The organism is Polynucleobacter paludilacus (assembly GCF_018687595.1).
Lineage (GTDB): Bacteria > Pseudomonadota > Gammaproteobacteria > Burkholderiales > Burkholderiaceae > Polynucleobacter > Polynucleobacter paludilacus.
Genome location: NZ_CP061298.1, coordinates 1,209,117 through 1,231,818, shown reverse-complemented (window position 1 = coordinate 1,231,818; position 22,702 = coordinate 1,209,117). Strand labels below are relative to the sequence as shown.

26 protein-coding genes are annotated in these 22,702 nt (G+C 47.5%); 12 read left to right on the top strand and 14 right to left on the bottom strand.

From position 1 onward, the window contains the following. Positions 1-156: 156 nt before the first annotated feature. From AOC06_RS06510 to AOC06_RS06500, 3 genes are all read left to right on the top strand, one after another. Complete coding sequence (locus tag AOC06_RS06510; RefSeq protein ID WP_215379604.1) at positions 157-1,077, top strand: histone deacetylase family protein; 921 nt, start codon at positions 157-159, stop codon at positions 1,075-1,077. An 85-nt stretch (positions 1,078-1,162) separates the two neighbouring features. After that, positions 1,163-1,912, top strand: a complete 750-nt coding sequence (locus AOC06_RS06505) for an electron transfer flavoprotein subunit beta/FixA family protein (protein ID WP_215379602.1) — start codon at positions 1,163-1,165, stop codon at positions 1,910-1,912. Next, on the top strand, positions 1,913-2,848 hold the full coding sequence (locus AOC06_RS06500) for an electron transfer flavoprotein subunit alpha/FixB family protein (protein ID WP_215379600.1): 936 nt from the start codon (positions 1,913-1,915) through the stop codon (positions 2,846-2,848). Positions 2,849-2,860: 12 nt separating this feature from the next. Here AOC06_RS06500 and AOC06_RS06495 read toward each other — a convergent pair whose 3' ends face one another. Further along, positions 2,861-3,307, bottom strand: a complete 447-nt coding sequence (locus AOC06_RS06495; RefSeq protein WP_215335955.1) for a hypothetical protein — start codon at positions 3,305-3,307, stop codon at positions 2,861-2,863. Beyond that, the gene (locus AOC06_RS06490) at positions 3,304-3,849 is read right to left on the bottom strand and encodes an META domain-containing protein (RefSeq protein WP_215379599.1); all 546 of its coding nucleotides are present in this window, start codon (positions 3,847-3,849) and stop codon (positions 3,304-3,306) included. The genes AOC06_RS06495 and AOC06_RS06490 overlap by 4 nt, the downstream gene beginning before the upstream one ends. Positions 3,850-4,085: 236 nt before the next feature. Here AOC06_RS06490 and rpsP point away from each other — a divergent pair, with 236 nt between their 5' ends. The 6 genes from rpsP to AOC06_RS06460 all read left to right on the top strand — a co-directional run bounded on the left by rpsP (position 4,086) and on the right by AOC06_RS06460 (position 7,977). Next, positions 4,086-4,331 (top strand): 30S ribosomal protein S16, encoded by a 246-nt coding sequence (rpsP, locus tag AOC06_RS06485; protein WP_215335953.1) that lies wholly within the window; start codon positions 4,086-4,088, stop codon positions 4,329-4,331. 80 nt (positions 4,332-4,411) lie between these two features. After that, complete coding sequence (gene rimM / locus AOC06_RS06480; protein WP_215379596.1) at positions 4,412-4,972, top strand: ribosome maturation factor RimM; 561 nt, start codon at positions 4,412-4,414, stop codon at positions 4,970-4,972. Between the two features lie 11 nt (positions 4,973-4,983). Next, positions 4,984-5,736 (top strand): tRNA (guanosine(37)-N1)-methyltransferase TrmD, encoded by a 753-nt coding sequence (gene trmD / locus AOC06_RS06475; protein WP_215379594.1) that lies wholly within the window; start codon positions 4,984-4,986, stop codon positions 5,734-5,736. Positions 5,737-5,812: 76 nt separating this feature from the next. Next, positions 5,813-6,208: a 50S ribosomal protein L19 gene (rplS, locus tag AOC06_RS06470; RefSeq protein WP_215335950.1), complete on the top strand. Its 396-nt coding sequence runs from the start codon at positions 5,813-5,815 to the stop codon at positions 6,206-6,208. 159 nt (positions 6,209-6,367) lie between these two features. Continuing rightward, positions 6,368-7,021, top strand: coding sequence for a CoA pyrophosphatase (locus AOC06_RS06465; protein WP_439650700.1), 654 nt, complete (start codon positions 6,368-6,370; stop codon positions 7,019-7,021). Continuing rightward, entirely contained in the window at positions 7,018-7,977 is a 960-nt protein-coding gene (locus tag AOC06_RS06460; protein ID WP_215379591.1) for a CobD/CbiB family protein, read from the top strand. The genes AOC06_RS06465 and AOC06_RS06460 overlap by 4 nt, the downstream gene beginning before the upstream one ends. Here AOC06_RS06460 and rsgA read toward each other — a convergent pair. Next, positions 7,922-8,935 carry a ribosome small subunit-dependent GTPase A gene (rsgA, locus tag AOC06_RS06455; protein WP_215379589.1) on the bottom strand — a complete coding sequence of 338 codons (1,014 nt, stop codon included), beginning with the start codon at positions 8,933-8,935 and terminating at the stop codon, positions 7,922-7,924. The two genes, AOC06_RS06460 and rsgA, sit on opposite strands and share 56 nt — an antisense overlap. Continuing rightward, positions 8,935-10,191, bottom strand: a complete 1,257-nt coding sequence (locus AOC06_RS06450) for a M48 family metallopeptidase (RefSeq protein WP_215379588.1) — start codon at positions 10,189-10,191, stop codon at positions 8,935-8,937. The genes rsgA and AOC06_RS06450 overlap by 1 nt, the downstream gene beginning before the upstream one ends. A 15-nt stretch (positions 10,192-10,206) precedes the next feature. Between AOC06_RS06450 and orn the strand changes: the two genes are divergently transcribed. Then, positions 10,207-10,806 (top strand): oligoribonuclease, encoded by a 600-nt coding sequence (orn, locus tag AOC06_RS06445; RefSeq protein WP_215379586.1) that lies wholly within the window; start codon positions 10,207-10,209, stop codon positions 10,804-10,806. Between the two features lie 8 nt (positions 10,807-10,814). On the opposite strand, the gene mog is transcribed toward orn, so the two are convergent. Continuing rightward, a complete protein-coding gene (gene mog / locus AOC06_RS06440; protein WP_215379585.1) occupies positions 10,815-11,426 on the bottom strand; it encodes a molybdopterin adenylyltransferase in 612 nt (203 codons plus the stop codon). A 26-nt stretch (positions 11,427-11,452) separates the two neighbouring features. On the opposite strand from mog, the gene pmbA reads away from it, so the two are divergent. Then, the gene (pmbA, locus tag AOC06_RS06435; protein WP_215379582.1) at positions 11,453-12,799 is read left to right on the top strand and encodes a metalloprotease PmbA; all 1,347 of its coding nucleotides are present in this window, start codon (positions 11,453-11,455) and stop codon (positions 12,797-12,799) included. Between the two features lie 3 nt (positions 12,800-12,802). On the opposite strand, the gene AOC06_RS06430 is transcribed toward pmbA, so the two are convergent. The 4 genes from AOC06_RS06430 to fdxA are packed head-to-tail and all read right to left on the bottom strand — an operon-like array spanning position 12,803 to position 15,509. Continuing rightward, on the bottom strand, positions 12,803-13,291 hold the full coding sequence (locus AOC06_RS06430; protein ID WP_215308092.1) for a dihydrofolate reductase: 489 nt from the start codon (positions 13,289-13,291) through the stop codon (positions 12,803-12,805). Positions 13,292-13,293: 2 nt separating this feature from the next. Continuing rightward, complete coding sequence (locus AOC06_RS06425; RefSeq protein ID WP_215379579.1) at positions 13,294-14,088, bottom strand: thymidylate synthase; 795 nt, start codon at positions 14,086-14,088, stop codon at positions 13,294-13,296. A gap of 28 nt (positions 14,089-14,116) precedes the next feature. Then, the gene (locus AOC06_RS06420; RefSeq protein ID WP_215379578.1) at positions 14,117-15,154 is read right to left on the bottom strand and encodes an NAD(P)/FAD-dependent oxidoreductase; all 1,038 of its coding nucleotides are present in this window, start codon (positions 15,152-15,154) and stop codon (positions 14,117-14,119) included. Positions 15,155-15,185: 31 nt separating this feature from the next. Further along, entirely contained in the window at positions 15,186-15,509 is a 324-nt protein-coding gene (fdxA, locus tag AOC06_RS06415; RefSeq protein WP_215379576.1) for a ferredoxin FdxA, read from the bottom strand. A gap of 137 nt (positions 15,510-15,646) precedes the next feature. Between fdxA and AOC06_RS06410 the strand changes: the two genes are divergently transcribed. Then, entirely contained in the window at positions 15,647-16,648 is a 1,002-nt protein-coding gene (locus AOC06_RS06410; protein WP_215379574.1) for a 2-hydroxyacid dehydrogenase, read from the top strand. Positions 16,649-16,687: 39 nt separating this feature from the next. Here AOC06_RS06410 and AOC06_RS06405 read toward each other — a convergent pair whose 3' ends face one another. From AOC06_RS06405 to AOC06_RS06385, 5 genes are all read right to left on the bottom strand, one after another. Beyond that, positions 16,688-16,981 (bottom strand): hypothetical protein, encoded by a 294-nt coding sequence (locus tag AOC06_RS06405; protein ID WP_215335937.1) that lies wholly within the window; start codon positions 16,979-16,981, stop codon positions 16,688-16,690. 12 nt (positions 16,982-16,993) lie between these two features. After that, positions 16,994-18,292: a molybdopterin molybdotransferase MoeA gene (moeA, locus tag AOC06_RS06400; RefSeq protein WP_215379573.1), complete on the bottom strand. Its 1,299-nt coding sequence runs from the start codon at positions 18,290-18,292 to the stop codon at positions 16,994-16,996. Further along, entirely contained in the window at positions 18,289-18,894 is a 606-nt protein-coding gene (gene mobA, locus AOC06_RS06395; RefSeq protein ID WP_215379571.1) for a molybdenum cofactor guanylyltransferase MobA, read from the bottom strand. Before mobA ends, moeA begins: the two co-directional genes overlap by 4 nt. Further along, a complete protein-coding gene (gene moaA, locus AOC06_RS06390; RefSeq protein ID WP_215379568.1) occupies positions 18,894-20,009 on the bottom strand; it encodes a GTP 3',8-cyclase MoaA in 1,116 nt (371 codons plus the stop codon). Before moaA ends, mobA begins: the two co-directional genes overlap by 1 nt. Before the next feature lie 84 nt (positions 20,010-20,093). Further along, positions 20,094-22,697 carry an Rne/Rng family ribonuclease gene (locus tag AOC06_RS06385; RefSeq protein WP_215379565.1) on the bottom strand — a complete coding sequence of 868 codons (2,604 nt, stop codon included), beginning with the start codon at positions 22,695-22,697 and terminating at the stop codon, positions 20,094-20,096. Positions 22,698-22,702 lie beyond the last annotated feature (5 nt).

Here is a 22,702-nt window from a genome sequence, read left to right as displayed (position 1 = left end):
TAGAGCAAGCTGCCAATAAAAAAGTTAAAGTAAGCAGAAATGGCTTAAGAAAACAGTTTGGGAATAACTTCATTCTGAGGTGGAGAGTTTCTCGATTTGTGAGCACAATGCATTAGATTACAAAAAAGATCATTTGGCTATGAAGGAATACTCTTAATGACTACTGGATATATTACGCATCCCGATTTTCTGAAACATGAAATGGGAAGTCATCATCCCGAGTGCCCGGAACGCATTCAGGCAATTAATGATCAATTGATTCGAAGCGGAGTTGATCAATTCTTGACGCATCTTGAAGCGCCTTTGGCTTCTGAAGATCAATTAGAGTTAGTGCATAGCCCAGATCATGTTGCTTTTGTAAAGGAGAGCGCCCCTGCGAGTGGTTATTTTATGTTGGATGGCGACACGATCATGAACCCCCATACTTGGCAGACATCTTTGCGTGCAGCTGGTGCCGCTATTGCAGGCGTTGATGCCGTTATGAAAGGCCAAGTGGAGAATGTTTTCTGCGCGGTGCGTCCACCGGGGCATCATGCCGAGCCCACTCGTTCAATGGGTTTTTGTGTATTTGATAATGTCGCGATTGCTGCCCGTTATGCCATTGAGCAGTATGGTATCGAACGTGTCGCATTAATTGATTTTGATGTCCATCATGGTAATGGAACGGAAGCGGCTTTTATCAACGACCCTCATGTGTTGATGTGCAGTTTTTTCCAACATCCTTTTTATCCATATAGCGGCCTAGATCACGCGAAGAATATGGTCAATATTCCTCTGCCAGCGACTACTCGTGGGGATGTGGTGCGCTCGATCGTAGAGCAGGAGTGGTTACCTCGTCTACGCGCTTTTGAGCCTGAGCTCATCATTATTTCTGCAGGTTTTGATGCGCATCGCGAAGATGATTTGGGGCAGATGGGCCTAGTAGAGGATGACTATGTCTGGATGACGAAAAAGCTTAAAGAAATTGCTGATCAATACGCCGGTGGCCGCATTGTTAGTTGCCTAGAAGGTGGATATAACCTTTCTGCCTTGGGGCGCAGTGTTGTAGCCCATGTGAAGGCGCTAGCCGATCTTTAGTCAATCTCCAGAGCTTTATAGGGATAAAGATAGAATAAAGGTTTTGTCCCTATTTACATCGTTATAGACAGATTGTGAAAGCAGCATGAAGATCTTGGTGGCAGTTAAGCGCGTTGTGGATTACAACGTCAAAGTTCGAGTCAAATCCGATCACTCTGGAGTTGATATTGCAAACGTCAAAATGAGCATGAATCCTTTTGACGAGATTGCGATTGAAGAAGCGGTACGATTAAAAGAGGCGGGTGTGGCGAGCGAGATCGTAGTCGTTTCTGCGGGACCAACCCCATGTCAAGAAACATTACGCACTGCTTTGGCAATTGGTGCTGATAAAGCCATCCTAGTCGAGACTGATATTGAACTACAGCCTTTGGCAGTTGCCAAATTACTCAAAGCGATTTGCGATAAAGAGCAAGCCCAATTAATCTTATTGGGTAAACAAGCGATTGATGATGATAGCAATCAGACTGGCCAAATGTTGGCAAGCCTCATGGATGCTCCACAAGGCACCTTTGCATCAAAAGTGTTGGTAGAGAATGGCAAAGTCAATGTGACCCGTGAAGTAGATGGTGGTCTTGAAACCATTTGCCTCACCTTGCCTGCAGTGATTACTACCGACTTACGCTTGAATGAGCCTCGTTACGTCACCCTGCCCAACATCATGAAGGCCAAGAAGAAGCCGCTCGAGATTGTGAAGCCAGAAGACTTGGGGATAGATATTGCTCCTCGCCTTAAAACGCTTCGAGTGGATGAGCCCCCTAAGCGTGTGGCTGGGATCATGGTGGCTAACGTAGCAGAGCTAGTTGAGAAGCTTAAGAATGAAGCGAAGGTGATTTAAATGAGTGCGCTTGTTATTGCAGAACACAACAATCTATCTTTAAACGCGGCGACTTTACATACCATTACCGCTGCGGTGCAGTGTGGTGGTGATGTGGATGTGCTGATTGCGGGAAATGCCGCAGATGCAGTGGCGACTGAGGCATCCAAAATTGTTGGAGTGCACAAAGTGATTCACATTGATGCGTCTGATTTAGGCGACCAATTGGCGGAACCATTGGCTGCGCAGATACTTGCGATTGCAAATCACTATAGCCATATTCTTGCTCCAGCAACTGCTAGTGGTAAAAATGTCATGCCCCGTGTTGCAGCCAAGTTAGATGTGGCTCAGATATCAGACATCACCAAGGTAGTCAGTAGCGATACGTTTGAACGACCAATCTACGCCGGTAATGCAATTGCAACAGTTCAATCGATCGACCCCATCAAAGTCATTACGGTTCGTACCACTAGCTTTGATCCTGTGCGAGTCAATGGCGGGTCAGCTGAGATTACAAAGTCAGCTCCTGTAAGCAGCCTTGGGAAATCGGTTTTTATTAGCCGTGATCTGAATCAGTCTGAGCGCCCAGAATTGGCTGGTGCAAAGATCATTGTTTCGGGTGGGCGCGGCTTAGGGTCTAGCGAAGCCTATCAAGAATTGGTGCTTCCTTTGGCCGATAAACTGGGGGCGGCATTAGGTGCATCACGAGCCGCAGTAGATGCGGGGTATGTGCCTAATGATTATCAAGTTGGTCAAACCGGCAAGATCGTTGCACCAGATTTGTATATCGCAATTGGAATTTCAGGGGCGATTCAGCACTTGGCAGGGATGAAGGGTTCGAAAGTCATTGTGGCAATCAACAAGGATCCTGATGCGCCGATATTTAGCGTTGCTGACTATGGTCTAGTAGCCGATCTCTTTACTGCCGTACCAGAGCTTACTAAGGCAATCACCTAGCTCTTCAATGCCTTACTGGGAGATTTTTCTCGCCTCGGTAATTTGGGAGACGAAGTATTGCTCAAATGAAATCGCTAAGAAGGTCATCATCACGCCTGCACCAAGAATCAGCGAGAAGATCACGGTCAATATCGTCGGCCAACGTGATTGAGTTGCTTGGCTTATGTCCATCTTTGGATTAAATTGTGCATCCCATTTTTCATCTGGACGTAAGCCAAAGGTAATGGTGGTAAGCCAACTGGCCTCCATTGCAATAAACCCTAGCGTAATTAAGACCCAGCCCGGCGCAGATTGAAAACGATACTCTTTTAATAGGAACCAACCCGCTATGCCGCCGATCAGAGCAAGCAACTGTATCCAGGACCAAAAGAATTTTGGACCTTTGAGATAAAAACCATTGAGACCTGTGCCGGGCAGTAATAAGCCTAATGCACAAAATAAGAATTTATATTTTTTCATTTGAATGTCGATTTACTTTGGGGAATGTCGCGTTGTGCAAAAGTGAGCACTTCACGATCGCGGCCAATGAAGAGCAAGCGATCACCATCCCTCACAATATTGCGATAGTCATTGAGCTCGTACAGAAAATCATTTTCTAATTCAGTGCGCTGAGGATTGCATGCCATTTTGGTGGTCGTGATTTTCTCAAAGGTGAAGCCTCTTGAATCTTCGCTCAGGGTGGCGGTAAAACGATTGCACCCTGTAAAACCACTCACGCGTTCACCGCTAGCATCAAAAGCCAACTGGACTGGGTTACTGTTTTCACCTATCGGAATTTGTCGACCGCGTACTTCACCATTGGCGTTAGGAGTCAGATTCCAGCGAATCAATTCCCATTTGGTATTGCGTAACTCGCTACTCGGCGGACTGATTTTTGCGCCACAGGGTGGGATTACTCCAGAACAGGCCGTTAAGAAACCCAATCCGATGCCATAAACAACACTTCGGAGCCATCTGCTAGGCTCTTGGCAGGCATTTAAGGTGCACTTTTGGGTAGTCATAAATAGTTAAGTTATTGTTTTTAATGTATTTTTTATTGTGACAGCGTATCTATTCTAATGACTAAAGTGCTTAAATAGGTGGAACAAATAGGGCTTTTCGTCTAGAATATGAGGTTTTCCGCTTTGCATTGCATCTGTTTTCAGCATTTGCCTTCATAGTTGGAGCCTGAGGTTTCGCAAGAAATTACTTTGGCTTGTATTCAACCCGTTTTCATTTTAGATTTTAAGGAATAAATATGGTCGTCATTCGACTGGCACGCGGCGGTTCTAAGAAGCGCCCTTTTTACAGCATCGTTGCTACTGATAAGCGCAACCGCCGTGACTCGAACTTTATCGAGCGCATTGGCTATTTCAATCCAAAAGCAGCAGAGACTGAGCAAGCCATGCGCGTTGCTCAAGATCGTTTGAGCTATTGGACTGGCGTTGGAGCGCAGATTTCTCCAACCGTTAAGCGTTTGATCAAAGATCATCCTGCAGTCTAAAACTGTTTTGCTAAGGGCTTGGTCATGATGATCGGGCTCTTAGTAGCAGGACTATTTAGGGGTGATGGGGTAACTTGTAAATGAGCACGCCTTCCCTAGAAGATTTAATTGAGCTGGGTTCTATTCAAGATGCCCAAGGCCTGCGAGGCCAACTCAAGGTTCGCCCACATTCATCTGATCCCGTAGCATTACTTTCCAGCAAAGCCGTTTGGCTATCTCTGCTGCCACGCGGAGTAGCTGTTGCGCAAGTTAAAACCAAGCCAACGCTAGAGTTGTATGAGCTTAAGCAAGCTAAGATGCACAGCGGAACCGTTGTCATTACTTTAGGTGGTGTGACGAATCGGGACCAAGCTCTGGCCTTAAAAGGTGCGCGCATACTTGTAGCGCGCGATACTTTCCCAAACGCAGAAGCGGACAGTTATTACTGGGTCGATTTAATTGGTTGTGATGCTGTCAATTTAGAAGGGATCCATTTGGGTCAAGTTTTAGATGTGACCGAGAATGGTGCTCACGGTGTGATTGCTTTGGGTAATCTTGCTGATGGCATGACTAAGCAGTTAGTTCCTTTTGTCAAAGACGTCGTGCAAAGCGTAGACCTGTCTAAAAAATGCATTACGCTTGATTGGCAAGCGGATTGGTAAAGTAGATCAACATGCGCTTTGATGTCCTGACTATCTTTCCAGAAATGTTCACTGCATTAACGCAATGGGGCATCACTGGCCGTGCATGTGAGCACAATTTAGCCCAAGTCAAACTCTGGAACCCCAGAGACTACTCAAGTGATCCCCGTAAAACTGTTGATGATCGTGCTTATGGTGGCGGCCCTGGCATGGTGATGATGGTTAAGCCATTAGAAGACACCGTAAATGCGATCAAGGTAGAGCATCAGACGCAGAGCATCTCCAGTGGCCCCATTTGTTTATTAGCACCTCAGGGGGAGCGGTTTTCTCAAAAAATGGCTTCGGAGCTACTGGCTCAGGGCAATTTGACCCTGATTTGTGGCAGATATGAGGCAATTGACCAACGTTTTGTAGATCGCAATGTCGATCTTCAAATCTCCTTAGGGGACTTTGTCCTTTCCGGGGGTGAAATCCCTGCTATGGCCATCATGGACGCCCTGATGAGGCTCATTCCAGGGGTTTTGGGGGATGAGGACTCGGCCCTCCAGGATAGCTTTATGAACGGTCTTTTGGACTATCCACACTACACCCGACCTGAGATCTATGAAAATTTATCAGTGCCGGACGTGCTTTTAGGCGGACATCACGCTAAAATAGCGGATTGGCGTCGGCACAAGTCTCTTGAGCTGACGTTCAGGATCAGGCCAGATCTGATTGAATTGGCCAGAACCAATGGGTTGCTAAGTCGAGAAGATGAGCGGTTTCTTCAAAATTTAGTGAAATGATTTAACTACATCCTCTATCAGGTCCGTTGATCAAAGTCTCGGGATTGAACTCTGACAAGATGTTTAAGGATTTAAAATGAACTTAATTGAAAAAATTGAGCAAGAAGAAATTGCTCGCCTCACTGCCAACAAAACTCTTCCAAGTTTTGCTCCTGGCGATACGATTGTTGTTAGCGTTAACGTTGTTGAAGGTACTCGTAAACGTACCCAGGCTTTTGAGGGTGTTGTGATTGCGAAACGCAATCGCGGTCTGAACTCGAATTTCATTGTGCGCAAGATCTCTTCTGGAGAAGGTGTTGAGCGTACATTCCAAACTTACTCACCATTGATCGCTAGCATTGAAGTGAAGCGTCGTGGCGATGTTCGTCGCGCTAAGCTCTACTATCTGCGTGATCGCTCTGGTAAGTCTGCACGTATTAAAGAAAAGCTTCAAGCTCGCGTTAAAGCAGTGGCTGCTCCAGCTGCTGAATAATTCGAGCCCTTGGCTTGTTACAAAAAGGCGACTTCGGTCGCCTTTTTATTGTCCTAAAATAAACGAATGTCTAAAGCATCTTCTCCTGCCCCTGCGGAACATTCAAAGCTGAATGTTGCAGCCCCTCTGGGGTTTGATGCAGAGGCAATTCCGATTCATATGCAGTGCAGTCAAGATCCCAAGGTATCACCTCGAGTCTTGGATCCAGATCAATTACGGCACCGTCTTCAACATCCTCCGCAATGGCAGCCTGAGATCACAGATGAGAACCGCCACGTTATTGCGGCTGACATTATTGCTAGGCGCCAAGCTGCTGGAAAAATCACTCAGGCAGCGGTGCTCATTCCTCTGTTATTACATGAGGGCGGATTATCGGTATTGCTTACTCAGAGAACGCAGCATCTTCATGATCATGCTGGGCAAATTAGCTTTCCAGGTGGGCGCATGGATCCCGATGACCTCACCCCTGAAAAGACCGCCTTGCGTGAGAGTCAGGAAGAGATTGGCCTAAATCCTGCTAATGTCGAAATCATTGGACATTTACCCGAGTATCTAACAGTATCTGGATACAGCGTCACCCCGGTTGTAGGACTGGTTCAGGCTCAGGCAGAATATGTGCATGACGAGTTTGAAGTAGCAGACATCTTCGAGGTGCCTCTGAGTTTTCTGATGGATCCCGCCAATCATCAAGTTCGCATCTGGCAAAGTGAGCAAGGAATGCGTCGGTTTTATGCCATGCCCTATGGGAATCGGTTTATCTGGGGAGCTACTGCTGGTATGTTGCGCAACCTGTATCATTTATTAAAAGTATGACTTTCTTCTCTATCCTCATCGCCCTGATTGCTGAGCAATATCGCCCAGTCAACGCTAATCATTGGATTCGGCGGATGAGCGATCGTTGGTTAGATTGGATTGCCAAAGAGTTCGGCGGTAAGAGTCAAGAGGGAGCGACGCCAGTGGGCGCTCGCATTGCTTGCACCATTGCTTTTATTCTCCCAACAGTGATTGTTTTTGCGATCTATGTTGCTTGCATGCTCAAGTACAAGATTCTGGGTTTTATCTGGAACGTCATCATTGCCTACCTCTTTTTTGGATTTCGCCAATTTAGTCACTCCTATACCAAAGTTCATGAAGCCATTGAAATTCATGATCTGCCTGCGGCTCGTGCAGCTTTGGCAGAGTGGTATGGCCCAGATTTAGATGTGAGCAACCTGAATGAAACTGAAGTCATCTCTTTAGCCCTAGAACGAGCCATTGTGGGCGCACATCGCCACGTCTTTGGTGTGCTGTTTTGGTTCTTGATGCCGCTTGGCCCCGCCGGAATTGTGATGTATCGCTTGGCAGATACCGCTATTACCCGTTGGACTGCTAAGGGTGATTTCAACCTCAGTGAAGCCGCTCGCTACTTCTTCTATGTGATTGATTGGATTCCCTCACGCATCACAGCGATGGGCTTTGCTATCGTTGGTAACTTTGAAGACGCCGCCTATGCATGGCGACATTTAACTCATAAATGGTCTGACTCTATTAATGCCGTGATCCTGTCGGCTGGTAGTGGTGCGCTTGGCGTGCGTTTAGGTGAGCCCTTAGTCGAGCCCGATAGCGATCAAGCTTTACTGATGGCTGAAGCAGGTGAGCCTCAGATTTATGAGATTGGTATTGAGCCGAGCGAGAGAACCATGCGTTCAGCAGTGGGTTTGGTATGGCGCTTAGTTATCGTTTGGTTGGCTTTGTTGTTAATGCTGACCATCGCTCTTTGGCTTGGGTGATTCCCTGTAGCTGCGTATCTGCCGTTTTTGAATCCGAATATAGTTGTCTAAATAGCGCTAGTCTTTCTGGTGCGATCTCATTCTTCTCGACTGCCTCCCGAATTACACAGCCTGGCTCTGATTGATGGGCGCAGTTATGAAAGTGGCACTTTCCTAATAAGGGCTGGAATTCTCTAAAGGCGTGTTGCAACTCGCTAACCGACATGTGGGCAAGTCCAAACTCCTGAAAGCCTGGGGAATCAATTAATGCACCAAGCTTGCCTGTTGCATTCTTGCCCCAAGACTCAGGGAGTTCAAAGTAGCGACAGGCTGTCGTCGTGTGTTTGCCAGTGTCTAGCCTAACGGAATACTCTTGGGTAATCGCTGCAGCATTGGGTACCCAAGCATTCAGTAAGCTAGATTTACCCATGCCCGACTGACCCACAAAGACAGAGACCTTCCCTTGAAGAGCAGGGCGCAGAGCCTCAATTGAGGCGCTATCAAACTTGGCTGAGACTTCGCTCACGGGGTAGCCCATGCGTGCATAGGGCTCAATCAGTTTGCGGGCATGCGCTAAGTTTGCGGGCAGATCAGACTTATTAAGCAGAATATGCAAATCAATTTGATTGGCTTCAGCGGCAACCACTGCTCTACCTAAAAGATCGGGCGAGAAGGCCGGTTGGGTGGCGAGGACTACCAAAATTTGATCCACATTAGAGGCAATTAATTTGCTCTTGAAGGCATCCGAGCGATAAAGTAAATTGCGGCGTGGCTCGATCTCAACTAGGCGAGCTTGATCTACTGATGTGCTCTCAAGCAACATGCGATCTCCCACGGCACCAATATGTTGTTTGGCAGGAGTACTCACTTGAATCAGGGGTCCATCGGGCGACTCATTGCCAGATGAGTCTTGTGCCAAACGCTGCGCTAAATAATGTCGACCATAAGAAGCCGTCAGTAGCGCGCGAAACTGTGCCATCAGTTTGCTGAACTCTTTTGCAGATTCGCGATCCGTAATGGAGCGGGTGGATGAGAACTATAGAAAGCGGTATAGATTGGATCAGGTGTTAGCGTAGAGGCATTGTCTTGATATAACTTCACTAGTGCTGCAATAAGATCACTCGCAGAGGATTTGCTAGCAGCAAAGTTATCAGCCTCGTATTCATGTTTACGAGAGGCGAGGCTACCTAGTGGTGTGAAGAAGAAGGTAAATATAGGCGAGACCAGCATAAACAGTGCCAGAGCTAAGCCTCCGTTGTAGCCATCCATGCTCGGCATCACGCCGAGATCCTCGTAGAACCAGACTTGCGTGCTAATCCAGCCTAGCAAGGCAAAGACGCCAAAGCTCAAGAGGAAAGAGATGAGTAAACGTTTGCGAATGTGATTGCACTTAAAGTGACCGAGTTCATGGGCGAGCACAGCCTCTACTTCATTGGGGTTGAGTTTTTCAATCAAGGTATCGAAGAAAACAATTCGTTTGGCTTTACCCATCCCGGCAAAGAAAGCATTGCCGTGGGCGCTGCGTTTGCTGCCGTCCATGACAAAAAGACCTTGGCTAGCAAAATCACAACGCTTTAGTAGCGCTTCAATTTGTGTCTTGAGTGCGCCATCTTCTAGAGCTTGGAATTGATTAAATAGAGGTGCAATCACGCTCGGGAAAATCCATTGCATTAATAGACTGAACACAGTGAGGACAGCCCAAGCCCAAAGCCACCAGAGGCTGCCTGCTTGGGCCATCAAGCTTAAGATGATCCACAGCAAGGGAATACCAATCACTCCACCTAAGAGGGCGCCTTTAAGCAAATCGATAAAAAAGAGTTTCTTTGACATGCGATTAAAGTCAAACCGCTCTTCTAGGTGGAACTGTTTGTACCAAGAGAAGGGCAGATCAATCGCACTTGAGATCAGCACAATCGAAACAAGCAAAGCGATCTGCTGAATAATGCCCTGACCAAGACTGCCAATCAGAATGAGGTTGAGGATTTGGAGTCCGCCTAGTAAAGTGAAGCCAATCAGCACAATCGCGCTGACGCTATTCTCTAAAATACCCAGGCGTAATTTAGCAATCGTATAGTCAGCCGCTTTTTGGTGCTCTGCTAAAGAAACCTTTTGGGCAAATTCAGCGGGCACCTGAGCACGGTGTTTTGCAACATAGCGAATTTGGCGTTGGGATAGCCAGTAGCGCAGGCCGAAACTCGCAACAAAGGCGATTAAAAAAACAATTGTGAATGTCATGAGATGATTATAGATATGAGTGAACAAAACCAGTCCCAAGCCCCTAAAAATGTGCCAAGCACTGCCCCAGCCAGTGAAAACCTGATTTGGATTGATATGGAGATGTCCGGCTTAAATCCAGAGACTGAGCGCATTCTGGAGATCGCCATCATTGTTACCGATGCTCACTTAAATACGATTGCGACCGCTCCGGTTTGGGTAGTTCATCAGGAAGATGCAGTATTAGATGCAATGGACGCATGGAATAAGGGTACTCACGGCCGATCGGGTTTGATTGATAAAGTGAAAGCATCCACGCTGGATGAAGCGACCGTCGAGGCGCAATGTATTGCCTTTCTTAAGCAACACATCAAAGCAGGGATTGCGCCAATGTGCGGAAATACCGTTGGACAAGACCGTCGTTTCTTGGCGCGCTATATGCCTAAACTAGAGGCCTACTTTCATTATCGAAATATCGATGTTTCAACACTCAAAGAACTCTGTAAGCGGTGGCACCCTGAACTGCTTAAGGGCTTTACCAAGCAGCAGGCCCATACAGCATTAGCTGATATCGAGGAATCTATCGAAGAGTTAAAGTATTACCGCGAAAAGTTTATCGTGCCACTACCTCAATAGCGGGATAACTATTTCTTGATGGCGCTTTTAGGTCTAAATGCCTTGACGACACTGTCTTGGGTTTCAATATAAGGACCACCAATCAGATCGATGCAATAGGGCACAGCGGCGAAGATTCCAGGAACAAGCGATTTACCCTCTGCATCTTTTAGGCCTTCCAAAGTCTCCTGAATCGACTTGGGTTGTCCTGGCAAATTGATAATTAAGGCAGCGCGATTCTCAAGCTCGCGCAGTACGGCAGTTTGACGCGACAGAATTGCGGTGGGTACAAAGCGCAAACTGATTTGTCGCATCTGCTCTCCAAAACCTGGCATCTCGCGAGTGCCAGCAGCAACGGTTGCTTCAGGTGTGACATCCCGGCGTGATGGCCCTGTGCCACCAGTTGTTAGAACTAAGTCACAGCCAATCTCATCAACCAATTCAATAATGTTCTTTGTGATTTCCTGAGCCTCATCGGCTATCAGACGTTCTGAGAAAGTGCAGGGATTGAGCATGGCTTTTTCTAGCCAATTCTTGAGAGCAGGCAAGCCTTCATCGGTGTAGACACCCTTGCTGGCACGGTCAGAGATCGAGATTAGCCCGATTTTGATCGGATCTAGGGCGGCTTCTGTATGCTTCATGTTTCTATTCTAGCTATTATTGAGATATGTTCACTTATTCATCCCATCAGTTTCAAGAAATAATCGAGTTTATGCTGGCAGAGGCTGGGCGTAGAGGCGCTTCTGATGCCATCGCTGAAGTCTCTGAGGGTCAAGGCTTGGCGGTTACCGTCCGCAAGGGTGAAGTGGAAACGATTGAGCAAAGCCTTGATAAACAAGTTGGGGTCACCGTCTTTCTGGGGCATCGCCGGGGTAATGCTAGTACCAGTGATTTTTCTCAAGCGTCTTTGCGGGCAACTGTAGAAGCTGCGTACCATATTGCTCAACATACCGCAGAAGATGACTGTGCAGGTCCAGCTGAGCCTGAGCTCTTAGAGAAAAAACCGAAAGACTTGGATTTGTTTCATCCTTGGATAATCGATTCGATTGAGGCGGTTGAGATTGCACGTGCTGCCGAGGCTGCTGCCTTTGCGATGAGTAAACAAATTCGCAATAGTGATGGCGCCTCTGTATCTGCTCATCACGGCCATTTCATGATGGGGACCACCAATGGTTTTATGGCGGGCTATCCTTTCTCTCGCCACTACATTTCATGTGCGCCAATTGCGAACGGCCTGACGAAAAAATCGGGTATGCAACGTGATGACTGGTATTCCAGCTCTCGAGTGCCCAAGGAGTTAGCGGAGCCCGCTGCAATTGGAAAATACGCAGCGCAGCGAGCACTCTCTCGTCTGAATGCAAAATCGATTAGTACCCGTCGTTGTCCAGTGATCTTTGAAGCCCCGCTGGCTGCTGGCTTGATGGGTGGGTTGGTCCAAGCAGTTTCAGGTGGAGCTTTATATCGTAAGTCGAGCTTCTTATTGGATAGTTTGGGTAAAGCAGTACTCCCTAGGCATGTCAGCCTGATTGAAGAGCCGCATCATCATGCGATGATGGGTAGTGCACCCTTTGATGAAGAAGGTGTTAAAACTCATGCGCGCACTGTGGTAGATCAAGGAATTTTGCAAGGTTATTTTCTGTCGACCTATTCAGCACGTAAGTTGGGTATGAAAACCACCGGTAATGCGGGCGGCTCACACCATCTCACATTCCAAAGTAAAAAAACGCGCAAGGGTGGATTGCCTGCGCTGTTAAAAGAAATGGGCACCGGTTTATTAGTGACTGAGCTAATGGGCCAGGGTGTGAATTATGTTACTGGTGACTACTCGCGAGGCGCTTTTGGTTACTGGGTGGAGAACGGTGAAATTCAATATCCCGTTGAGGAAGTCACGATTGCTGGCAATCTGCGCGACATGCTAATGGATATCGCGATGATAGGTAGTGATACTTTGGTTCGGGGTAGCAAAGAAACCGGCTCGATCTTGATTGGCTCAATGACCGTGGGCGGAAAATAAGTTTTATTTGCGCTCTAGAGTAACAAAGTCAAAGTGAATGTCGCCCTCGACATTCGGCAGACGTTCTAATTCATGCCAATGAGCAGGATCGGGAATCTCAAAGAAGGTATCTCCGCCCTGTATGTCGAGTTTAATCTCAGTAAGGTAAAGACGATCTGCTAAAGGAAAGGCTTGTGTAAATAATTGCTCACCGCCAATAACAAACACACGTGGAAATTCAGAAAGGCTAGCCAGCGCTTCTTCTAAAGAGTGAACGACTTCACCACCATGAAGTTGTAGGTCATGATTGCGTGTCACAACAATATTGCGACGACCTGGAAGCGGGCGACCAATGGATTCCCAAGTCTTGCGGCCCATGATGACGGGATGACCCATGGTGACGCGTTTGAAGAATTGCAGATCTGCTGAAATTTTCCAAGGCATTTGATTGTCTCGCCCAATCACATGATTCTGTGAGCGGGCGACAATCATTGAAATTGCAGGTTGTGCCATGATTAAATCGCCACCGGTGCTTTGATGTGGGGATGAGATTCATAGCCGACAATCTCAAAGTCTTCGAACTCATAATCGAATAGAGAGTCTGGCTTGCGCAAAATATTGAGCTTAGGCAGAGGGAAGAATTCTCTCGATAATTGGAGTTCTACTTGCTCAAGATGATTGCTATACAAGTGACAGTCGCCACCTGTCCAAATAAAGTCACCCACCTCTAAATTGCATTGTTGGGCAACCATATGGGTTAGCAAAGCATAGCTAGCGATATTGAAGGGAACGCCTAAGAAGATATCTGCACTGCGTTGATAGAGCTGGCATGACAATTTTCCATCTGCAACATAAAACTGAAAGAAGGCATGACATGGTGCTAACGCCATCTTTGGAATGTCTGCTACGTTCCAGGCAGAAACGATAATACGACGAGAATCGGGATTCTTTTGAATGGTTTCGAGCACTTCAGAGATTTGATCAATGTGTTGACCATTGGGTGCCGGCCATGAACGCCATTGATAACCGTAAATTGGGCCTAGATCACCATCGGGTGCAGCCCACTCATTCCAAATTGAAACGCCGCGCTCTTTTAGCCAATTGTTATCGGTACTCCCTTTGAGAAACCAGAGTAACTCGTAGATGATGGATTTGAGATGGAGCTTCTTAGTGGTAACCATCGGAAAACCATCAGCTAAATTAAAGCGCATTTGATGGCCAAATACAGAAAGCGTACCAGTGCCTGTTCTGTCAGATTTGGGGGTTCCCTTAGCGAGAACTTCTTTCATCAGGTCGTGATATTGGCGCATGATTAATAAAGTGTAATGTAAAAGGACTTTACTCTGTATTCCCTACCCCAAGGACTTTGTGGAGCTTGGTTGAGGTGGTGGTGTATTGGAGTTGAATCGTTTTGTCTGGGCTCAGATAGGCTGCAGCAGCAAAGGCTGCCAAGGCTGCTTCATGAAAGCCCGACAGAATCAGTTTCTTCTTGCCAGGGTAGATATTGATGTCGCCTACTGCGAATATTCCTGGGGTGCTGGTTTGGAACTTTTCGGTATCCACCGTAATTTGTTTGTGATCAATATCCAAGCCCCAGTCAGCGACGGGACCTAATTTAGGAGAAAGACCAAAGAATGCCAACATCACGTTACAGGGAACTGCGCTACTAGTTCCATCAATGCCAGTGATGAGGAGTTCGCTGAGTTTGCCATCTTGAACTTCAAAGCCAGCCAGCTGTCCAATTTGCAGATGGATCTTCCCGGCATCACAGAGCTCACGCATCTTGGAAACAGATTTTGGAGCCGCTTTAAAGTCATCACGCCGATGAATCAGCGTCAACTTACTCACCTTGTCCGCAAAATATAAAGCCCAGTCCAGCGCTGAGTCTCCACCGCCGCAGATCACCATATTTTTACCAACATATTGCTCGGGATCTTTTACGCGATAGAACACTTGACTGCCATTAAATACTTCAATGCCATCGAGAGGGACTAGGCGCGGCTGAAATGCACCAACACCTGCGGCAATGAAAACAGTTTTGCTGATGAAATGTTGATCTGCTGAAGTCTGAATATCAAAGCGACCATCTTGTCGCTGGGTCACCATACTGACCTCTTGCCCCAAATGAAATTGAGCTCCAAAAGGTTCGATCTGTTTCAGAAGATTCTCAGTTAATTCTTTACCGGTGCAAACGGGTAGGGCGGGGATATCGTAAATCGGTTTATCAGGATAGAGCTCCATGCATTGGCCCCCAATGATAGGCAAGGCATCGATAACATGGGCTTTGATTTCTAGGAGGCCGAGTTCAAATACCTGAAAGAGTCCCACCGGACCGGCGCCAATGATGACTGCATCGGTTTCAATGGGAGATGACAAGTGATTGCCCTAGGGGATGGGTAAGCAAAACTTACTTGACCAGTTCAGCCAATTTATTTTTGACGTCTTTCCACTCATCAGCATCTGGCAAGGCGCCTTTGGATTTGGTAATAGAAGTCCAAGAGGATGCGAGCTCAGCATTCATCTTGATAAATTCTTGTTGATCTCCGGGGACATCATCTTCTGCATAGATCGCATTGACTGGGCATTCTGGTACGCATACGGCGCAATCGATACACTCATCGGGATCGATTACCAAAAAGTTGGGGCCTTCGCGGAAGCAGTCCACTGGGCAAACGTCTACACAGTCGGTATATTTGCAGCGGATACAGGATTCAGTAACAACGTAAGTCATGGTAATTGCTCAATTTTCTTTTCGGTAGCCCAAGGCTTGCCGTGGGGGGGATAAAAGGTGATTTTAGCTGAATTCACCCTTTTTCTTGAGAAACCCCCCAATTAACTTGAGGTAAAGTCTCTTTTAAGGAGATTTAAATGAGCACACAAAATACCGCTAAAAAACCTAAAATTTTCATCGCTAGAGCAATATTTGCTGATGCACTGCCCCAGCTTGAGGAGTCTTTCGAGGTGACCTCAAATCAGTCTGATGAGGTATTGACCCCAGATGAATTACAAAAAGCCCTCATAGGGATGGATGCCGCCTTGGTTTCGGGCGGTGACCGAATTGACGCCAAGATCCTAGCAACTGCAAAGGATCTCAAAATCGTAGCCAATATTGCAGTGGGCTATAACAACCTAGATATCCCAGCCATGACTGCAGCGGGCGTAATGGGAACAAATACCCCTGACGTGTTGACCGATACTACCGCCGACTTTGGTTTTGCCTTGATGATGGCTGCTGCTCGTCGAGTGACTGAATCAGAGCATTGGCTTAGGGCCGGAAAATGGGAAAAGTGGGCCTTGTTCAATAACCCATTGGGTGTCGATATTCATCACAGCACATTGGGCATCATTGGTATGGGCCGTATTGGTCAAGCAATCGCTAAGCGTGGTTTAGGCTTCGGCATGAAAGTGATCTATTGCAATCGCAAACGCTTGCCAGAAGATATTGAAAAAGAGCTCGGTGCAACCCATGTCTCAAAAGAAGAGTTACTCAAAACAGCAGACCACGTAGTTTTGGTTCTTCCTTACAGCGCCGAGAGTCATCACACCATTGGCGCAAAAGAGCTGTCATTAATGAAGCCGACTGCAACGATCACCAATATTGCGCGTGGCGGTATTGTTGATGACCTGGCGCTGGCGCAAGCCTTGAAGGCAGGCAAGATCTTTGGTGCCGGTCTAGATGTATTTGAAGGTGAGCCAAAGGTGATTCCAGAGTTGCTGGCATGTAGCAATGTAGTGCTTGCGCCGCATGTGGGTAGCTCAACAGAACAAACTCGTAGAGCAATGATGAATCTGGCAATCAAAAATCTGCGCGCAGGACTCGCAGGTCAAAGACCGCCAAACTTAATTAATACGGAGTTGAAGCCGAACTAAAAATTCAGAACTGATTATTCAGCGATCGAAACGGAGTAATTACTCTGTTTCGATTTCGTCTGAGAGTTCGCGCAGAGCTAATTCAATACCACCGAACTTGCTGGCAACCCAGTTGTAGACTTTGCATGCAATCCATAGCAATGCAAAACCAAGTAGCGCATTCAGAATTAATGCAGAGATCACGGTAAATCCAGGTATCGCACCATCCCGAATAAATGCAACAAACAGGGCCAGAAGAACAATCGGCACTGAGAAGCAGAGGTAAACCAAAACAAGGGTTTTGGCGGTGTGCGACGGATCGAGGAATACAACTTCTTTTTTAGTGAGTTTCATAATGCTGCAATCTTAAAGCAGTCCTTCGAAAAGCGCTATATCAACCCAGTCACCTGCAGCAATATTTTCTTGATCATGGCCAAGAATAACAAAGCAGTTCGCTTCACTCATCGAGCGCAAGATCCCCGCACCCTGACTGCCAGTGATCCGAACCACAGGTCGACCAAGTGGGTCGCGGCTCAGGATTGCCCGTTGAAATTCAGTCCGCCCAGGCTTTTTACGAATGGGTTGCTCTGCCATTGCTTGAGTTAGGGGTGGCCTTATGTCTTTGGCGCCATTGAGTTGTAAAAGGGCGGAGCGCACAAATTGATAAAAGGTGACCATCACTGCCACAGGGTTGCCCGGCAGTCCGAAGAATAGCGTCCTGTGGCTTGGAGATTTTCCTGGAACCGCTTTTAGTGTGCCAAATGCCATTGGCCGACCTGGCCGCATAGCAATTTTCCAGAAGCCAACATCGCCCAGTTCTTGCAGAATTTGTTTAGTGAAGTCGGCTTCGCCAACGGATACGCCGCCACTAGAGATCAGTACATCTGCCTTTTTTGCTGCCTCACAAAAGGCAGCTCTCAAAGAATCGGGATCATCTCGGACAATGCCGCAATCAACGACTTCGAGATCTAAGCGATTCAGCATGGCAGTCAAGCTATAGCGATTGCTGTCATAGATGCCACCTTCTGAAAGAGTCTCGCCAATGGGCGTAAGTTCATCGCCCGATGACAAAATCGCTACACGGAGTTTACGTTTGACCATTAAATTCGGGATGCCCAGTGAGGCAGCTAGACCCAAGTCAGAAGGGCGCAGAATTCGGCCAGCAATAATAGCTGGCTTACCCCTCTGCAAATCTTCCCCTTTGAGGCGGCGGTTATCGCCAGCTTTCAAGGCTGATAGGTCGAAGATCATGTCATGTTCAGTAGCGCTAACCAATTCTTGAGGGATGACGGTGTCGCAGGTGTTTGGCATCAAGCCACCTGTCATGATCTTGATGCATTCACCTGCTGCAATTTCACCAATAAACGGTTTGCCCGCATAAGCGGTGCCGACGATTTTTAACTGAGTTTTTCCGCTCCCACTCTTTAGGCAAGTACCATCAAAAGCATAACCATCCATTGCAGAGTTATCAGCTGAGGGCACATCAATCGGCGAGAGGAGATCTTCGGCGAGAACGCGATTGAGCGAATCATTCAGGGGCACTAGCTCGGCGTCGAGTGGTGATTCTCGTAATACCTCGTTTACTAAGCCAGCAATCGCCTCATGCGCTTGATCAACACGTAAAGATGAGCTTAAGAGGATGGGGTTGTTAGGGGAATACTTCATGCTGATACTTTTTCCAGAGCAAGGAGTTCTTCGGGAGTATTTACATTGGCAAATGCAGATTCTGAATCAAAGACTGCTGTACTGACATTTAACTGTTTAAACCAGCGATCAATTTTGAAATCTCCCAAGCTGATAAATTCCTGAAGCGACTTGAGGACAGCGATGCGCATCAGGCAAAAGACTGGCTGAGCCCAAGCTTTACCTGCGAGATCCTTGCTAGATGCATAGACAAGATCAAAAGATCCCTCAGTCATCTTGGCCGCTAGAAGTTCAACCAGGTTTGTCGGCAGTAAAGGAGAGTCGCAAGGAGCGGTGACCAAATATTCGGTGGGGCAGGCTTTTAGGCCAGCAGCAAAGCCAGCCAGAGGGCCTGAGAAACTCAGATCATCGTCACTAAGCACTGGGAATCCATAAGTTGAGTACTGTTCAAGATTGCGATTAGCATTAATCAATATTGAACCCACTTGAGGGCGCAGTCGATGAATAACCGATTCAATGAGTGGTCGATGATGAAAAGGAATAAGGCCCTTATCAACGCCACCCATTCTTTGGGCGCGACCGCCAGCAAGGATGAGTCCGGTAATTTCTGTTCGAGAGATCATTAGCCGCCAATGTAGGACATTTCAACTTTTGGACCTAGTGGCTTTACTTGCTCGCTAATCGAGCCTCGGATCTCAGAATAACGATCATCGCGTTTAGACCAGATCGACATGATGGCATTAGCAATCTCTAAATCACTTTTACCTGAACGCAGCATGGATTTGAAATCAAAACCTTTATTCGCAAAGAGGCAGAGATAAAGCTGACCATCGGTTGAGATGCGCGCCCGTGAGCAATCACTACAGAAGGCTTGGGTCACACTAGAGATCACGCCGATTTCACCGGAGCCATCTTGATAGCGCCAGCGTTTAGCGACTTCACCAGCATAGTTAGCGGAGATGGCCTCTAAAGGATGTGCTGAATGAATCATTGCAATCACTTCCTGAGAGGGAAGCACTTCCGCCATATTCCAACCATTGGAACTCCCCACATCCATATACTCGATAAAACGCAAAACAATGCCAGTCCCTTTGAAGCGTTCTGCCATGGAAATAATTTCGTGCTCGTTGCTTCCTTTTTGAACAACCATGTTGACTTTGATGGATTCAAACCCTGCCTCTTGAGCAGCAGTAATACCATCGAGCACATCTTCAACAGGAAAATCTACATCATTCATCTTTTTGAAGACGGCATCATTCAAGCCATCGAGGCTAACGGTAATGCGTTTGAGGCCAGCTGCCTTGAGAGCAGCAGCTTTTTTGCGCAAGATACTGCCGTTCGTCGTTAAGGTGAGATCCAGTGGCTTACCTTGAGGCGTTTGAATCTTGGCGAGCATCCCAATCAGAATCTCTAGATTTTTACGAAGAAGAGGCTCGCCTCCCGTTAGGCGGATTTTTTCTACGCCGAGCGAAGCAAAGATGGTTGCAAGTCGCGTGATTTCTTCAAAGCTGAGAAGTTCATCATGGGCTAAATAAGGATAGTCTTGATTAAAGACTTCCTTTGGCATGCAGTAGGTACAACGGAAATTGCAACGATCGGTAACAGAAATTCGTAGATCTCTTAATAGTCGACCTCGAGTGTCTAGAGTCGACATGCTGGGCGAATTTAGATGAGAAGGGATAGGGGCAACAAGGCCTTTTCCTTCATCAATTCGAATGGGGATGACTTTTTCAACCATCGTTCAATTATGGCTGTGAAACGGGGTTTCTGCCAAACCGCTCAATACCCCGTTGGGATATTGAGCAGTCTGGAGAAATTCGTTTTAAACCGTTTTTTCTTGACCGCCGGTTTCAACCAGAACCATGGGGCCATCTGGAAGTGTTGCAGCTGCCTTCGGAGCTCTGCCCAAATTAACAGAAATAGGTTCTGTCTGAATTTGTGACTGTACTTCCGAGTGTTTGCTTGAATCAGTTGCAACCCAAATCATTCCGGCGGACTCCACCACATTTTGCAGAGGAGTTTCCTCTAGGGCTTTAAAGGCCACCTTAGGAAGTTCAGCAACAGGTTTGGCAATCACTTCAATTGCAGGAGCGGGGCTTGATGGTTTTGGATTGCTATGGCTTCTTTGAGTGCGCTCAGGTGCAACCGGTGCAGGCTTGTGATTACCAAAGCTCTGTGCCAAGTTCTGAGTAGGCATTGAAGCGGATGTTCCAGCCATACCAACCGGCGGTCCTGAGAAAGCTGGAGCAGATGCTGGAGCTGAGACTGGAGCTGCTGAAGCGGTGCTTGCAGTTTCATCGCCAGCATTGCGTTCGCCACGCTCGCGTTGACCGCGACCACGACCACGACGATTACGTCCGCGACCACGACGCTCTTCACCATCGGCATTTTGAGTTGCATCAGCTTGAGGTGCCGCATCACCGGCGCTGACTGGAGTGGCTGCATTGGCATTGTTTTGCTGACGCTCTGGCTTTGGACCATTCTGGTTACGGTTGTTATTGCGATTGCGGCCCTGACCTTGTCCTTCTGGACGAGGTTTGTTCTCGCCAGCAGCTGCTTCTACGGCAGGTCGTTCAGCGCGTTCACCATTGCGATCATTCCGATCACCGCGGCGGCCACGGTTGCGGTTGTTGCCACCACCACTGTTGCCGTTGCGTTGATTTGGATGACGACCACGACCGCGATTTTCTTCAGGCTTTACTTCAGGCTCAGTCGATGAGAATAGCTTCTTAATAAAGCCAAACAAGCCGCTGGCACTTTCCACCTTCTTGGCTGGCTCACGCTGTGGACGTGGCTGACTGACTGGCGCAGGCTGATTAGGTGTAATGCCTTTAACAGCAGCCTCAGGGCGCACCTTTACCTCGGCGTCTTTACGACTCACGATAGTGTCGGCTTCTAATTCACGAGCAGCTTCTTCGGCCATCACATAGCTGGCTTTTTGGTCATCTAGACGGGGATCGTCGTGACGCAAGCGCTCCAGTTTGTAATGCGGTGTCTCTAAGTGTTTATTAGGCACCATCAAGACATTCACCTTAAAGCGGCTCTCGATCTTGATTACTTCAGCGCGTTTCTCATTGAGCAGGAAGGCAGCCACTTCGACTGGAACCTGCGTATGAATCGCGGCTGTATTTTCTTTCATTGCCTCTTCTTGAATGATGCGCAAGACTTGCAGTGCAGAGGATTCGGTATCACGAATATGACCGGTGCCATTACAACGTGGGCAAGTCACATGGCTGCCCTCAGAAAGAGCAGGGCGTAAACGCTGACGTGACATTTCCATCAAGCCAAACTTGGAAATCTTGCCCATCTGAACGCGAGCGCGGTCGTGACGCAAAGCATCACGTAAGCGATTCTCAACATCCTTTTGCGCTTTACTCGAATCCATATCAATGAAGTCGATCACAATCAAACCACCTAAGTCGCGTAAACGCGCTTGACGAGCGATTTCATCGGCGGCTTCAAGATTGGTACGTGCAGCAGTTTCTTCAATATCCGATCCACGGGTAGCACGAGCCGAGTTCACGTCAACCGATACCAGTGCCTCGGTATGGTCGATCACAATCGCGCCGCCAGATGGCAGAGGCACGGTGCGTGAGTAAGCCGTTTCAATTTGGTGCTCAATTTGGAAACGTGAGAAGAGGGGTACATCATCTTGATAGCGCTTAACCCGTGGCAAGTTGTCTGGCATCACTACCGACATAAATGCTTGCGCTTGCTCAAAGATGTCATCGGTATCAATGAGAATCTCGCCAATATCAGGCTGGAAATAATCACGAATCGCTCGAATGACAAGGCTAGACTCTAAATAAATCAGAAGTGGTCCGGAATTACCTTTGGCAGCCTCATCAATGGCTTTCCATAACTGCATGAGATAGCTTAAATCCCATTGCAATTCAGTAGCATCACGGCCAATACCGGCGGTACGTGCAATGATGCTCATCCCATCCGGAATATCCAATTGGGACATGGCATCACGGAGTTCTTGGCGATCTTCACCCTCAATCCGACGAGATACACCACCTCCACGAGGATTATTAGGCATCAATACCAAGTAACGACCTGCCAGAGAGATAAAAGAGGTTAGGGCGGCGCCTTTTTGGCCCCGCTCCTCTTTTTCAACCTGAACAATGATTTCTTGGCCTTCGCGCAAAGCATCTTTAATCGAGGCGTTGCGAACGTCGATACCTTCTTTGAAATAGGTGCGAGCTACTTCCTTAAATGGCAGGAAGCCATGTCGTTCTTCCCCATAATTGACGAAGCAAGCTTCGAGGGAAGGTTCAATGCGGGTGATAACCCCTTTGTAAATATTGCCTTTGCGTTGTTCACGACCGGCAGCTTCAATATCAATATCAATGAGTTTTTGACCATCGACGATGGCAACTCGCAACTCTTCTTGTTGAGTTGCATTAAACAACATGCGTTTCATAACAC

What these genes read in the sequence shown, in the direction of transcription:
- pmbA (WP_215379582.1), top strand. Translation starts at nt 11,453, where the DNA reads ATGTTCACTTATTCATCCCATCAGTTTCAAGAAATAATCGAGTTTATG.
- orn (WP_215379586.1), top strand. Translation starts at nt 10,207, where the DNA reads ATGAGTGAACAAAACCAGTCCCAAGCCCCTAAAAATGTGCCAAGCACT.
- AOC06_RS06505 (WP_215379602.1), top strand. Translation starts at nt 1,163, where the DNA reads ATGAAGATCTTGGTGGCAGTTAAGCGCGTTGTGGATTACAACGTCAAA.
- AOC06_RS06405 (WP_215335937.1), bottom strand. Translation starts at nt 16,981, where the DNA reads ATGAAACTCACTAAAAAAGAAGTTGTATTCCTCGATCCGTCGCACACC.
- AOC06_RS06410 (WP_215379574.1), top strand. Translation starts at nt 15,647, where the DNA reads ATGAGCACACAAAATACCGCTAAAAAACCTAAAATTTTCATCGCTAGA.
- rpsP (WP_215335953.1), top strand. Translation starts at nt 4,086, where the DNA reads ATGGTCGTCATTCGACTGGCACGCGGCGGTTCTAAGAAGCGCCCTTTT.
- AOC06_RS06450 (WP_215379588.1), bottom strand. Translation starts at nt 10,191, where the DNA reads ATGACATTCACAATTGTTTTTTTAATCGCCTTTGTTGCGAGTTTCGGC.
- AOC06_RS06510 (WP_215379604.1), top strand. Translation starts at nt 157, where the DNA reads ATGACTACTGGATATATTACGCATCCCGATTTTCTGAAACATGAAATG.
- moaA (WP_215379568.1), bottom strand. Translation starts at nt 20,009, where the DNA reads ATGGTTGAAAAAGTCATCCCCATTCGAATTGATGAAGGAAAAGGCCTT.
- rimM (WP_215379596.1), top strand. Translation starts at nt 4,412, where the DNA reads ATGAGCACGCCTTCCCTAGAAGATTTAATTGAGCTGGGTTCTATTCAA.
- rplS (WP_215335950.1), top strand. Translation starts at nt 5,813, where the DNA reads ATGAACTTAATTGAAAAAATTGAGCAAGAAGAAATTGCTCGCCTCACT.
- AOC06_RS06495 (WP_215335955.1), bottom strand. Translation starts at nt 3,307, where the DNA reads ATGAAAAAATATAAATTCTTATTTTGTGCATTAGGCTTATTACTGCCC.
- AOC06_RS06425 (WP_215379579.1), bottom strand. Translation starts at nt 14,088, where the DNA reads ATGCGCCAATATCACGACCTGATGAAAGAAGTTCTCGCTAAGGGAACC.
- trmD (WP_215379594.1), top strand. Translation starts at nt 4,984, where the DNA reads ATGCGCTTTGATGTCCTGACTATCTTTCCAGAAATGTTCACTGCATTA.
- AOC06_RS06500 (WP_215379600.1), top strand. Translation starts at nt 1,913, where the DNA reads ATGAGTGCGCTTGTTATTGCAGAACACAACAATCTATCTTTAAACGCG.
- fdxA (WP_215379576.1), bottom strand. Translation starts at nt 15,509, where the DNA reads ATGACTTACGTTGTTACTGAATCCTGTATCCGCTGCAAATATACCGAC.
- AOC06_RS06490 (WP_215379599.1), bottom strand. Translation starts at nt 3,849, where the DNA reads ATGACTACCCAAAAGTGCACCTTAAATGCCTGCCAAGAGCCTAGCAGA.
- AOC06_RS06385 (WP_215379565.1), bottom strand. Translation starts at nt 22,697, where the DNA reads ATGAAACGCATGTTGTTTAATGCAACTCAACAAGAAGAGTTGCGAGTT.
- AOC06_RS06430 (WP_215308092.1), bottom strand. Translation starts at nt 13,291, where the DNA reads ATGGCACAACCTGCAATTTCAATGATTGTCGCCCGCTCACAGAATCAT.
- AOC06_RS06465 (WP_439650700.1), top strand. Translation starts at nt 6,368, where the DNA reads ATGCAGTGCAGTCAAGATCCCAAGGTATCACCTCGAGTCTTGGATCCA.
- mobA (WP_215379571.1), bottom strand. Translation starts at nt 18,894, where the DNA reads ATGATCTCTCGAACAGAAATTACCGGACTCATCCTTGCTGGCGGTCGC.
- rsgA (WP_215379589.1), bottom strand. Translation starts at nt 8,935, where the DNA reads ATGGCACAGTTTCGCGCGCTACTGACGGCTTCTTATGGTCGACATTAT.
- AOC06_RS06460 (WP_215379591.1), top strand. Translation starts at nt 7,018, where the DNA reads ATGACTTTCTTCTCTATCCTCATCGCCCTGATTGCTGAGCAATATCGC.
- moeA (WP_215379573.1), bottom strand. Translation starts at nt 18,292, where the DNA reads ATGAAGTATTCCCCTAACAACCCCATCCTCTTAAGCTCATCTTTACGT.
- mog (WP_215379585.1), bottom strand. Translation starts at nt 11,426, where the DNA reads ATGAAGCATACAGAAGCCGCCCTAGATCCGATCAAAATCGGGCTAATC.